Genomic DNA, 12044 nt, shown 5'->3' on the forward strand with positions numbered 1-12044 from the left:
ACATGAATATTTCTTTGACTCAAAGAACCAAATTAATGAAACCATTGTTGTTAACAAAAACTAATGATAGATATGATGTTATTGCTTCAGTTAATGGTGGTGGAATCAGTGGTCAAGTAGATGCAGTTATGTATGGTATCGCGAAAGGTCTTAATGTTGTTTCTGAAGAATATAGAACAATTCTAAAGGGTGAAGGACTTTTAACTAGAGATGATAGGATAGTTGAGAGAAAGAAGTACGGTAAGAAGAAAGCCAGAAAAGGCACACAGTACAGAAAGAGATAATTTCAAAAGCACCCGAAAGGGTGCTTTTTTGTTGATTCAGGGGAGAAGGGTCCATGTCCAAGGAAAAGATTTTAATCAGTGATAAGTTATCTGAAGAGGGATTATTGATACTGAACAAGAAGTATCAAGTGGATGTTCTAACAGGACTTTCTGAAGAGGAATTAGTTTCTATTGTTGCGGATTATGACGCGATGATTGTAAGAAGCGAAACCAATGTTACCAAAAAAATTATCAATGCTACAAAAAAAATGAAAATTATTGGGCGTGCCGGTGTTGGAGTTGACAACATTGATGTTCAGGCAGCGCACAATAAAGGAATTGTTGTAGTTAATTCACCCGAAGGGAATACCGTAGCAGCAGCTGAATATACGCTAGGTATGGTTTTATCAGTTAGTAGAAACATTCCCTTTTCACATCAAAGCTTACAAGACGGAAAATGGGACAGACCAGCTTTTCTCGGAACCGAACTGAGGGGTAAGACGCTTGGAATCATTGGGTTAGGTAAAATTGGTAGACAAGTGGCTTTGTATGCTAAAGCATTTGGCATGAAGGTTGTAGGTTATGATGTAGGCGTGACTAATGCTTACCCTGAGTTAGATGGTCTTAAATTACTTGATTTGAATGAAGTATTGTCTACGTCAGACTTTTTAACCTTACATATTCCTAAAAATAAAGATACAGAAGGATTATTCAATAAGAGTATGTTTGATAAAATGAAAGATGGAGTTTTTTTTGTTAATTGTTCTAGAGGTGGAATCGTTGTTGAGAAAGATTTAAAAGACGCAGTAGAGAGTGGCAAGGTTAAGGCAGCGGCTGTAGATGTTTTTTCTGAAGAACCTGCTGGTAAGAGAAATTCATTAATTGGAGTAAAGAATATTATTACAACACCACACTTGGGTGCAGCTACAAAAGAAGCAAAGATTAATGTGGCAATTGATGTCGCCAAACAAGTAGATGCTGTTCTTAGTGGAGATAAAGCAGGTTGTTCTGTGTGTTTATGAAAGCAAAATTTGTTGATAGTAAAGAAAGGGTTCGTTTACTTTTTGAGTAAAGTAAATATAATTAAGGTATGACAAATAAAATAAAAGTATTTTCATTTAGATTTAAGTTTTTTTTAATAATTACTTTATTTTTTCTTTTTTTCTTGGCATCAGCCGTTGTCTTATTCAATAACTTTCAGAAGGACAGGCAGATAGATAGTAAATTAGCTTTTTATGCGTATAATGCCAATGCTGTTCAAAATATATATACATCTTTTTCCAAACTTTTCTATTTGTCATATAAACATTCTGATAGTGTCACTTATGAGGCGAGAAGAGATTTTATTCATTTAATCAATAGTTTAGATTATCAATTTCACAATTTTCTTAGGAGTAGTAATCAATATGGTAGCTCCTATGTTGGAGTTATGCAGAAAGAATATGAGTTTTACATAAAAACTAAGGATTTAATTCAGATACTTTTTGAGAAGAAAATATCACAAGCAGAAAGACAAGCGATTGTTCGTCAGCTTAACTTTCTTGAGGATAGCGTGTTGTCTGAATTGCATCGCATAACTAATGAGAACTATGCAGATGTTTCTTTTGTTTTTCGTCAAAGGACATTGTCGTATGAGAGGTTTTTAGTTTTTTATATAGGAGCACTTATCTTTTTTGTTATTTTTGGATTTGGATCTTTGATTTATTTTTATGTAAAAAACTTTTCTAGCCCATACAAGAAATTTTTAGCTTCAATAGATAGTGTTAAAAATGGAATTTTTGAAAAAACAATAGATGTCAATTCCAATAAGGAATTTAATGAATTAGCTGATGCTTTTAATGGTATGATGCAACGATTGTTTGAGATAGATAAACAATTAAAAGAGCATATAGATAACATTGAAGATATTGTAGAGGCAAAGACTAAAGAGTTAGAAGATAAGAATAAACAGTTAATGGAGCTTGATGAGCTTAAAGATCAATTTCTGCAAAACATTTCGCATGAACTAAGAACACCATTAACTAGCATACTTGGCTATATTGAAATAGTTCTTAACTATGGAAATATACCTAAAACACAAGAAACATTTTTGAGAATAGCACATGAAAATAGTTTATCTTTATTGAAGATTATTAATAAATTGCTTTTGCTAAATGAGGTAGAGTCTGGAAATACAAGGCTCAATTTACAGATGGTAGATGTTAGCGTTTTAATTAACGACACAGTTAAGAAAATTATGATACAAGCCGACAAAAAGAAATTAAAACTTAATGTTAATATTATTAAAGGTAAAAGCGTGAAAGATTTGCTGGTTGAAGTTGATATAGATAATATGGAGAGCGTTTTTTCCAATTTACTTTCCAATGCAATCAAGTTTACCGAAAAAGGACAAATAGATGTTAATGTTACTGGCGGGAAAGACAAGATAGTTGTTGAAATTAAAGATAGTGGTATTGGTATAAAAAAAGAAGACCTGAAAATAATTTTTGATAAATTTAGGCAAGTGGATAATTCGTTAACAAAAATATATGACGGTACTGGTCTTGGTTTATCTATCGTAAAAAACATCATCGAATTACACGGTGCTGACATTAGCGTAGATAGCGTTCTTGGAAAAGGAACGACATTTACTGTTACTTTATATAAAAAACATTAATTAATGGCTTCAATCTTTGATTTCGATTATGAGCTCCCTAAAGAGTTTGTTGCTCAATTACCTTCTGATAAACGTTCTGATTCAAGGTTAATGGTCCTTGATAGAAAAAATAAAAAAATAACTAATAAGATTTTTAATCAACTAGAAGAGTTGTTGGAATCAGGAGATTTGTTAGTTTTCAATAATGCAAAAGTTCTACCAGCAAGGCTTTATGGGAAAAAGCAAACAGGTGGTAAAGTAGAAGTTTTTTTACTGCAAGACAGAAGCAAAGAAGGAGAAATTCTTTGGGAAGTCCTTGTTAAGCCAGGAATAAAAGTTGGAACAGTGGTTTGTTTTTCTTCTGATTTATCCTTTGAGGTTGTTAGTATTTTGGAAGAAGGTAAAAGATTAGTTAGCTTTCAAACAAATTTTGATTTTTTCGAAGTAATAGATAGGTTAGGTCAGATACCGTTACCACCATATATAAATTATGAGGAAACAAAAACAGATTTTTATAAACAAAGATACCAAACAGTTTTTGCTGAAAAAAAGGGGGCGGTAGCTGCTCCTACTGCTGGTCTGCATTTTAATAATGAGCTATTAGAGACATTAAAGAACAAGGGGATTGATAGTACATTTCTGACGCTTTATGTGGGTATTGGTACTTTTCGTCCGATTAAATGTGATAATTATTTAGAGCATATAATGCATAGTGAGAATTATGAAATTTCAACAGAAACCATAGATAAAATTAATGAAACCAAAAGCAAAGGCAAAAAAGTTATCGCTGTAGGGACAACGACTACAAGGGTTTTAGAGGGGGTATTTCAGAAACATGGAAGACTAGAAGCAGGAGAAGGCTCAACAGACATTTTCATTTATCCTGGATTTGAGTTTAAGGTGGCTGACTCTATTATCACAAATTTTCATTTACCTAAATCATCATTATTGTTAATGATTTCAGCGTTTGCAGATAGAGATTTTATAATGCAATCATATGAAACAGCAAAGAAGTTGGGGTATAGATTCTTTAGTTTTGGTGATGCGATGATAATTATTTAACGTAAGTTTATTCCGTAAATAGCTATATTTTTGTTTTTATATTTAACATCAGTAGTAACTTCTTCACCAAACCATTGTGGGGGAACAAAAGTAGCGCTTTCATCAACTGAGCAAAATTCTATTTCAGCTACGAATAAACCTTTGAGATGGCCATGATAGACGTCTAATTGAATGATAAATTCATTATATGGAAGATAATATCTAGTTTTTTTTATTCTTCTGCCTGAAGTAGTTGGCCAGAACTTGTTGTAGTGTTCAAGGGAGATTGTTATTTCGTACTCATCTCGGATAAGTCCTTTCCCTGTTTTAACTGTCATTGTGTATGTTTTATCCAGCTCTCTTAGTCTTACTTCTGTTCCATCTCCATCTACACTAATATATCCTTGGATTATTTCAGCATGTTTGTTTGAGAAGTAATCTGTTGGTAATTTTTTTATGAGAAATTTTCTTTCAATTTCTTTAATCATAGATAAAATATAACCTATTTTTGAGGACTTTACTATACAAGGATGATTATGATATTGGCATACAAAAGAAACAAGTTTTTAGAAAACTTTATTTATTTGTTCGATATATAAAAGAATATAGTATATTATTAGGAAGAATAAAATTTAAAAACAGGGTAGTAAGTTTAGGTAATAACATAAATGGAGGGGTTACATTGATTTCACAAACAGCGGAATGGATAAAGTTAGAAGAATTAGCAACAAAAGAGATTAATATTAAAGAACAATTTCAGTTGGATCCTCAACGTTTAGAGAAGATGAGTTTTTCTTTAGGCGAAATGTATTTGGACACGTCAAAGAATAGGGTTACGCAGGAAATTATGTTGGCGTTATATAATTTAGCCAAGGTTTCTGATGTTAGTGATTGGGCTGACAAGATGTTTTCTGGTGAAATGATAAACACCACAGAAAAGAGAGCTGTTCTACACGTTGCTTTACGTAATGTTAAGTTAGATTCTAACAAGTTTATTCCTAAATCTTCGATTTTTACTGAAGGCAAAGACGTCATGCCAATGGTCTGTGATGTTTTAAATAGGATGTCAGTTTTTACTGATAAGGTCAGGAGTGGTCAGTGGAAGGGTGCAACTGGTAAAAGAATAAAGACAGTTGTGAATATTGGCATAGGAGGGTCTGATTTAGGCCCGAAAATGCTTGTTAGGGCATTAGAACCGTATAGAACTAAAGAAATTACCTTCCATTTTGTTTCCAATGTTGATGGACAAGATATTTATGAAGTTTTACAAAAGTGTAACCCTGAAGATGCTTTGTTTATTGTTGCTTCTAAAACATTTACAACTCAAGAAACTATGCAAAATGCTGTTACCGCTAAGAATTGGTTCTTAGCTAAGATGAAAGATAAAGATGTTGCTAAACATTTTGTAGCAGCCTCTACAGCTGAAAAAGAAGTTTCTGAATTTGGGATAGACCTCGAGAATATGTTTCCTTTTTGGGAATGGGTCGGAGGTAGATATTCTTCCCCATCAGCAATTGGTTTGCCAATCATGTTATCTATTGGTAAAGATGCTTATGCAGATTTATTGGCAGGGTATAACCTTATGGATGAGCATTTTTTAAATACTCCAGTCGAAAAAAATATTCCCATGAACTTAGCGTTATTGGGTATTTGGTATAATAATTTCCTTGGTGCTGAGACCATGGCAATGCTCCCTTATGACCAACGTTTAGAAAGATTTGCTGCCTATTTTCAACAAGGAGATATGGAAAGCAACGGTAAAGTTATTACCCGAGATGGTGAAAGAGTAGACTATCAAACTGGACCTGTTATTTGGGGCGAGCCGGGTACGAATGGGCAACATGCCTTTTATCAACTTATTCACCAAGGAACAAAGCTTATTCCTTGTGATTTTATAGCTTGTATTAATCCTGCACACCCGTATAGAAAAGAGCACCATGACAAGCTGATTGCGAATTTTATAGCTCAGCAGGAAGCGTTAATGAATGGCAAGTCTAAAGAACAGCTTATCGCTGAAGGTTGTTCAGAAGAGCTTATTCCACACAAAACATTTGAAGGTAATAGACCAAGTAATGCGATATTTTTGCAGGAATTATCGCCGAAGACCTTGGGTATGCTTGTTGCTATGTATGAGCATAAGATTTTTACTCAAGGGATAATTTGGCAAGTGCTGAGTTTTGACCAATGGGGTGTTCAATTGGGAAAAGAGTTAGCTGGTGTTATTTTAAAAGATATTGAGTCAGGTAGTCCAAGGTCACATGATCCATCAACAACTGCACTAATTAAAAAATATCTAAAAGATTAGTTGGGGAAAGCTATTTTTGTAAATAAATTGTAAGGGCTGGCATTTTTTATTTTTTATAAAATTAATTGCTTTATTGTTGATTTCTCAAGCTTTAGGCTTTTAGCTTTCAGCTTTTAGCCTTATAATACCTTTATGCATTATATGGGACTTATTAATAGATATCGTGAGTATTTGCCAGTTTCGGCTAGCACTAAGATTATTACATTAAATGAGGGGAATACTCCACTTATTCCAGCTGTTCATATTTCTTCTTTGCTTGGTAAAGGCATAAAAGTGTATTTTAAGTACGAAGGCCTTAATCCAACAGGTTCATTTAAGGACCGTGGAATGACTATGGCTATTACCAAAGCAGTTGAAAAGGGAATGAAGGCAGTTATGTGTGCTTCTACGGGCAACACTTCTGCTTCTGCTTCTGCTTATGCTGCCAGAGCTGGCATTAAGTCTGTTGTAATAATTCCCGAAGGCAAGATTGCCTTAGGTAAGTTAGCTCAAGCGATGATGCATAATGCGCTTGTTATAGAAATTGAGGGTAACTTTGACGATGCGCTTAATACAGTGAAAGAAGTTACAAGTATGTATCCAATCGAGTTGGTTAACTCTATTAATCCTTTTAGAATAGAAGGGCAAAAGACAGCCGCTTTTGAGATTATTGATGCGTTAGGTTTTGCTCCTACGTATCATTCATTACCAGTAGGAAATGCTGGTAATATTACTGCATATTGGAAGGGATATACTGAGTATAGAGATAATAAAAAGGCACGAAGTGTCCCAAAGATGATAGGGTTTCAGGCAGAGGGTTCTTGCCCTATTGTAAAGGGACATATTTTTGATAAACCAGAAACAGTAGCAACAGCTATTCGCATTGGAAATCCAGCAAGTTGGAAACAAGCAGAAACAGCGAGAGATGAGTCTTTTGGGCTTATTGATAGCGTAACTGATGAGGAAATATTGTCAGCGTTTAAATTGTTAGCAGCAACGGAAGGCGTTTTTTGCGAACCAGCTTCTGCAGCATCTGTTGCTGGAATATTAAAAAAGAAAGAGATGTTTAAATCTGGGGACGTTATCGTTTGTACTCTGACTGGTCATGGCTTAAAAGACCCAGACAATGCAATCAAGATGTCTGAAAAAACACATAAAGTATCAAATTCACTTAGTGAAATAGTAAAATTAATAGGGGTGTGAAATGATTATTAAAGAAAAACTGACTCAAATCTTAAAGGAAAACTCCAGATTGGCTAATGCTGATATCGCAAAGATGATTGGTATTTCAGAGAAGGAAGTTGATAGTTTAATCAAAGAACTGGAAGCTGATAAGATTATTTTAAAATACACAGCGGTAATTAATGATGAATTATTAGACAACGGCCAGTCCGTTACTGCTTTTATTGAAGTAAAAGTTACTCCTGAAAGAGACAAAGGTTTTGATAGTTTAGGTGAACGGCTACAAAAATTTTCTGAAGTTAAGTCAGTCTATTTGATGAGTGGAGCATATGATATCCTAGTAGTAGTAGAGGGTAAATCACTGAAAGATATTGCCTCCTTTGTTTCAAAAAAACTTTCTCCAATAGGCAGAATACTTTCCACTGCAACACATTTTCAATTAAAGAAATATAAAGAAAACGGCGTGATTATGGGTACTATTGAATGTGAAGGTTCCAGCCGTTTAAATGTTGCATTCTAGGAGCTATAAATGAAAGAGTTATCTGCCAGACTTAAGCAAGTAAAGCCTTCAGGCATCCGAAAGTTTTTTGATTTAGTTCTTAACAGTAAGGACGTCATTTCTCTTGGTGTTGGCGAGCCTGACTTCCCAACTCCTTGGCACATAACAGAGCAAGGCATTTATCATTTAGAAAAAGGCCATACCTCGTATACTTCCAATATGGGATTATTGGAGTTAAGGAAAGAAATCAGTAATGATTTACAGACACGCTTTTCTGCTGAATATGATCCCAAAGATGAAATAATGATCACCGTTGGTGTGTCAGCTGGGCTTGATTTGACATTTAGAACACTGCTTGACCCTGGAGATGAAATAATAATTCCAGTGCCAAGTTATGTTTGTTATGAGCCATTGGCCTATCTAGCTGGTGGGGTTCCTGTTATTGTAGACACTAGGTCCACTGATTTAATTCTCACAAAAGAGGCAATTGAAAAGCATATTACGCCGAAGACAAAGGCTGTTCTTATTTCTTACCCTAGTAATCCTACAGGTAAAATGATTAACAAAGAACAACTTATGAGCATCATTGAGACATGCAAGAAACATGACCTTTGGCTTATTTCTGATGAGGTTTATGGCGATTTGGTTTATGAGATGGAACCACTTTCTGCTTCTACTTACATTAAAGACAGGTTAATCCTTCTCAATGGTTTCTCCAAAGGATACGCGATGACTGGCTGGAGAATTGGCTATGTGGCTTGTCCTAGAGAAGTTCTTAACGAAATGGTTAAAATACAGCAGTATAACGTTTTATGTGCTCCAATAATGTCGCAATATGCAGCTATTGAAGCATTAAGGAATGGACGTGCGGAGTTAAAAAGAATGAAAAATTCGTATGAGTTAAGACGTAATTATTTTTATGAATCATTAGTTGAAATAGGATTTGATGTGCAAAAACCAGAAGGAGCGTTTTATATGTTTCCCAATGTGAAAAAGTTTGGTCTTAGCGCTGAAGATTTTTCAATGAAACTTTTACAAGAAGGTAGAGTAGCAGTAGTTCCTGGCAATGCCTTTGGAACTATGATTGATGATCATGTGCGTTGTTGTTACGCCTGCAGCTTGGATGAGCTCAAAGAGGCCATTGTCAGAATCAATAAATTTATTAGTACTTTATAGATATTTAAATTAAATCGTTTAAAAATTCCTTTATTGGGCATAACTTAGTTATGGAACTAAAAATAATTTCTATTAATGACGAGGCCTTGGACGTGCAGATTTGTAGGTTATTATATAATTTAATTGCGCGAACCAGTAATCTTGAAAATAAGTATTTGTATATTAGGGGAGTTGCTCCTTCTGAGGCATTATTTGCTGTAAATAAACAAAATGGACAAGTTGATAAGTCTAAAGCAGTAACGAATAGAGGAGATGATGAAACGAGACTTTCTTTTGGCTTGAATGAGATAGGGCAAAAGGGGGTTTCCATGCAAGTACTAGAGGATGTGATTTTAGAAATAGCATATTATGCCAATATGGGTGCACATGTGGAAGCTACAGGCAGCAAAGATGTTTCTTCTGAATTTCAAGGGTATTTTTTAGTTTTTGCAACAGATGAACCACTTGATAGGCATGGCATAAACCCAGCTATGTATGGTAAAAATTGGAGGACTACGGCTGAGCTTCCAGAGGGGATTGAGGATTCATTAGCTTTTATTATTAAGGCTCCGATTAGTGCGGGTCTTTCTTCTTTTCAAGCTTTTGATATCAATCAGAGGGTTAGTATTACCGGCAATGTCGACCAAGATAGTCTTGCGTTTGTTGGTATAAGTTTGAATAAATAAAACTTGAATGAACCTGTGGAGCAAATTCCAAAATACAATTGTTTAGCAAATAGCTATTTGGGGCGGGCAAATAAAACAATGCTTGGGCAAGTGAAGTCGAAGTAAACAAATCAACAAATAAACGTTATAATAAAACACATGAAGTATATAGTTATTATAGGTGATGGGATGTCTGGATGGCCTTCTGACAGTAAAGACGGTAAAACTGCGTTAGAACTAGCAAATATTCCTAATTTAGATTTATTGGCTAGCAAAGGTGAAATAGGTTTAGTGAAAAATACGCCTGATAATTTACCTCCAGGCAGTGATGTTTGTAATTTGTCTGTGTTTGGATATAATCCAGCCAAGTATTATACAGGACGTGCTCCTATTGAAGCAGTTGCCCAAGGCATTGAACTTGGTGATGAAGATACTGTTTTTCGCGCTAATTTAGTTACTATAGAGAATGGCAAAATGAAGGATTTTACGGCTGGCCATATTTCCAATAAAGATGGTAAGGACGCGATTTGTGCGTTGAATAAAATGATAGAACATATCAATAATATGAAGTTTTTTTCTGGCGTAAGTTATCGAAATTTATTGAAGGTTGAAGGTGAAGTTTTTAATATTGAGACTACACCTCCGCACGATATTAGTGGTCAAGGTATTTCTGATTATTTGCCAAAAGGGATGAGTTCTTCGTTAATTAAAGAAATAATGGAAAAAAGTTTGAAAATAATGCCAACAAATATTCAGGCAAATATGGTTTGGTTGTGGGGTCAAGGCACAAAGTTGTCTATTCCAAATTTTGAATCAGTATATGGATTAAAAGGTGGCGTTATCACGGCTGTAGATTTAATTAAAGGTCTTGGTTTTGCTGCTGGGATGGATTATGTTTCGGTTCCAGGTATTACAGGTTTTGTTGATACTAATTATGAAGGTAAAGCAAGGTATGCAATTGAGGCTTTAAAAAATTACGATATTGTTTTTATTCATGTCGAAGCACCTGATGAGGCTGGGCATCTTGGAGATTTGAACTTAAAAATAAAAGCTATTGAGGATTTTGATAACAGGGTAATTGGTACAATTCTGTCAGAAATAGGAGACATAAATTATAAAATACTAATCTTGCCAGACCATTCGACACCAATTGAAATTAAGACACACTCAGCAGATTTAGTCCCATATATTATTTATGACAGCAGTATTAATCAAAAGAATAAGGATGCGGTGTATACAGAAAAGTATGCTCAGGATAATTCTAAGGAAGCAATCATTGGCCATGAGTTAATGGGCCGATTTATTAAATGAGTTTTGTTGTTGCATTATTAAGCCTATCTATAATCGTTTTAGTTCATGAGCTAGGTCATTTTGTGACAGCAAAATCAGCCGGGATTAGTGTTTCTGAGTTTTCTATAGGGATGGGTAAATGTTTTTTTAAAAAAGAAATTAATGGTACCGTGTTTTCTTTACGAATCTTCCCTTTAGGTGGATATGTAAGAATTCCAGCTTTAGAAGACAAAGACAGTAATGTGAAAATTAGTTTTTGGAATAGGTTGAAAATTCTTTTGGCAGGGTCAATTAATAACTTGCTTTTTGCTTGGTTAGTGTTTTTTTTAATATTTTTTGTTACAGGTATCCCTAATAAAGTAACGAATGTAATTGAAACCATCTCGCAGAATGGCCCCGCACGAATGGCAGGACTAATGCAAGGAGACGCTGTTTTATCTATTGATGGCAAAAAGGTTTCCTCAGGGAAAGAAGTCATTAATGCGTTGAGCCGGTACGAGGGGAAAGAAAAAATTATCTTGGTTCAAAGGGGTATGGATGAGCATTCATATAAAGTAACTCCTGTTGAAAAAGCTGGAAGAAGCATCATTGGCATTGTTTTGGCGACAGAAAATAAGGAAAGATTTTCTGTCATAAATTCACTAAAACATTCGTTAGACCAGTGTATTAATATTGTGGTTGTTACCTATAAAGGATTGTGGATGTTGGTTAGTAGAAAAATTGGCGTTGATCAAGTTTATGGACCAGTTGGCATAATTCAGTTAACAAGTCAGGCTACTAGCCAAGGATTTGCTTATTTTTTTAGTTTTCTAGCGATGTTAAGTATTAATTTGGCAGTTATTAATCTATTTCCTTTCCCAGCATTAGATGGGGGCAGGATTGTCGTCTTGTTTTTGGAGTTTATTTTTGGGGAAAAGATAACGAAGAAACTTGAATATAAATTTCATTTTTTAGGGTTTATTATATTAATTTTCTTTGTTATATATATTTCTTATTTTGATATTCATAAATTGCTGTTAAAATAGCTAAA

Annotated in this window: 12 protein-coding genes; 11 read left to right on the forward strand and 1 reads right to left on the reverse strand. The window is 34.4% G+C overall.

What is annotated here, in order from left to right; translation table 11 throughout:
* From rpsI to queA, 4 genes are all read left to right on the forward strand, one after another.
* Positions 1 to 284, forward strand: a 284-nt coding sequence (gene rpsI / locus PHF25_01600) for a 30S ribosomal protein S9 (GenBank protein MDD4526713.1), incomplete at its 5' end; no start/stop codon positions are given.
* A 53-nt stretch (positions 285 to 337) separates the two neighbouring features.
* Positions 338 to 1285: a hydroxyacid dehydrogenase gene (locus tag PHF25_01605; protein ID MDD4526714.1), complete on the forward strand. Its 948-nt coding sequence runs from the start codon at positions 338 to 340 to the stop codon at positions 1283 to 1285.
* 68 nt (positions 1286 to 1353) lie between these two features.
* On the forward strand, positions 1354 to 2919 hold the full coding sequence (locus tag PHF25_01610) for a HAMP domain-containing sensor histidine kinase (protein ID MDD4526715.1): 1566 nt from the start codon (positions 1354 to 1356) through the stop codon (positions 2917 to 2919).
* 3 nt (positions 2920 to 2922) lie between these two features.
* On the forward strand, positions 2923 to 3960 hold the full coding sequence (gene queA / locus PHF25_01615) for a tRNA preQ1(34) S-adenosylmethionine ribosyltransferase-isomerase QueA (protein MDD4526716.1): 1038 nt from the start codon (positions 2923 to 2925) through the stop codon (positions 3958 to 3960).
* Here queA and PHF25_01620 read toward each other — a convergent pair.
* Positions 3957 to 4427, reverse strand: a complete 471-nt coding sequence (locus tag PHF25_01620; protein ID MDD4526717.1) for a CYTH domain-containing protein — start codon at positions 4425 to 4427, stop codon at positions 3957 to 3959. The genes queA and PHF25_01620 overlap by 4 nt on opposite strands.
* Positions 4428 to 4447: 20 nt before the next feature.
* Between PHF25_01620 and pgi the strand changes: the two genes are divergently transcribed.
* The 7 genes from pgi to rseP all read left to right on the forward strand — a co-directional run bounded on the left by pgi (position 4448) and on the right by rseP (position 12039).
* On the forward strand, positions 4448 to 6244 hold the full coding sequence (gene pgi, locus PHF25_01625; GenBank protein MDD4526718.1) for a glucose-6-phosphate isomerase: 1797 nt from the start codon (positions 4448 to 4450) through the stop codon (positions 6242 to 6244).
* A gap of 141 nt (positions 6245 to 6385) precedes the next feature.
* Positions 6386 to 7426 carry a threonine synthase gene (thrC, locus tag PHF25_01630; protein ID MDD4526719.1) on the forward strand — a complete coding sequence of 347 codons (1041 nt, stop codon included), beginning with the start codon at positions 6386 to 6388 and terminating at the stop codon, positions 7424 to 7426.
* Between the two features lies 1 nt (position 7427).
* The gene (locus tag PHF25_01635; protein MDD4526720.1) at positions 7428 to 7925 is read left to right on the forward strand and encodes an Lrp/AsnC family transcriptional regulator; all 498 of its coding nucleotides are present in this window, start codon (positions 7428 to 7430) and stop codon (positions 7923 to 7925) included.
* Between the two features lie 9 nt (positions 7926 to 7934).
* Positions 7935 to 9080 (forward strand): aminotransferase class I/II-fold pyridoxal phosphate-dependent enzyme, encoded by a 1146-nt coding sequence (locus tag PHF25_01640; GenBank protein ID MDD4526721.1) that lies wholly within the window; start codon positions 7935 to 7937, stop codon positions 9078 to 9080.
* A gap of 50 nt (positions 9081 to 9130) precedes the next feature.
* Positions 9131 to 9745 (forward strand): hypothetical protein, encoded by a 615-nt coding sequence (locus tag PHF25_01645; GenBank protein MDD4526722.1) that lies wholly within the window; start codon positions 9131 to 9133, stop codon positions 9743 to 9745.
* Between the two features lie 138 nt (positions 9746 to 9883).
* Positions 9884 to 11035 carry a cofactor-independent phosphoglycerate mutase gene (locus tag PHF25_01650; protein MDD4526723.1) on the forward strand — a complete coding sequence of 384 codons (1152 nt, stop codon included), beginning with the start codon at positions 9884 to 9886 and terminating at the stop codon, positions 11033 to 11035.
* A complete protein-coding gene (gene rseP, locus PHF25_01655; GenBank protein ID MDD4526724.1) occupies positions 11032 to 12039 on the forward strand; it encodes an RIP metalloprotease RseP in 1008 nt (335 codons plus the stop codon). The genes PHF25_01650 and rseP overlap by 4 nt, the downstream gene beginning before the upstream one ends.
* Positions 12040 to 12044 lie beyond the last annotated feature (5 nt).

It is taken from the genome of Candidatus Margulisiibacteriota bacterium, assembly GCA_028706105.1.
GTDB lineage: Bacteria > Margulisbacteria > Riflemargulisbacteria > GWF2-35-9 > DYQY01 > DYQY01.

What these genes read in the sequence shown, in the direction of transcription:
- PHF25_01605 (MDD4526714.1), top strand. Translation starts at nt 338, where the DNA reads ATGTCCAAGGAAAAGATTTTAATCAGTGATAAGTTATCTGAAGAGGGA.
- PHF25_01610 (MDD4526715.1), top strand. Translation starts at nt 1,354, where the DNA reads ATGACAAATAAAATAAAAGTATTTTCATTTAGATTTAAGTTTTTTTTA.
- queA (MDD4526716.1), top strand. Translation starts at nt 2,923, where the DNA reads ATGGCTTCAATCTTTGATTTCGATTATGAGCTCCCTAAAGAGTTTGTT.
- PHF25_01620 (MDD4526717.1), bottom strand. Translation starts at nt 4,427, where the DNA reads ATGATTAAAGAAATTGAAAGAAAATTTCTCATAAAAAAATTACCAACA.
- thrC (MDD4526719.1), top strand. Translation starts at nt 6,386, where the DNA reads ATGGGACTTATTAATAGATATCGTGAGTATTTGCCAGTTTCGGCTAGC.
- PHF25_01635 (MDD4526720.1), top strand. Translation starts at nt 7,428, where the DNA reads ATGATTATTAAAGAAAAACTGACTCAAATCTTAAAGGAAAACTCCAGA.
- PHF25_01640 (MDD4526721.1), top strand. Translation starts at nt 7,935, where the DNA reads ATGAAAGAGTTATCTGCCAGACTTAAGCAAGTAAAGCCTTCAGGCATC.
- PHF25_01645 (MDD4526722.1), top strand. Translation starts at nt 9,131, where the DNA reads ATGGAACTAAAAATAATTTCTATTAATGACGAGGCCTTGGACGTGCAG.
- PHF25_01650 (MDD4526723.1), top strand. Translation starts at nt 9,884, where the DNA reads ATGAAGTATATAGTTATTATAGGTGATGGGATGTCTGGATGGCCTTCT.
- rseP (MDD4526724.1), top strand. Translation starts at nt 11,032, where the DNA reads ATGAGTTTTGTTGTTGCATTATTAAGCCTATCTATAATCGTTTTAGTT.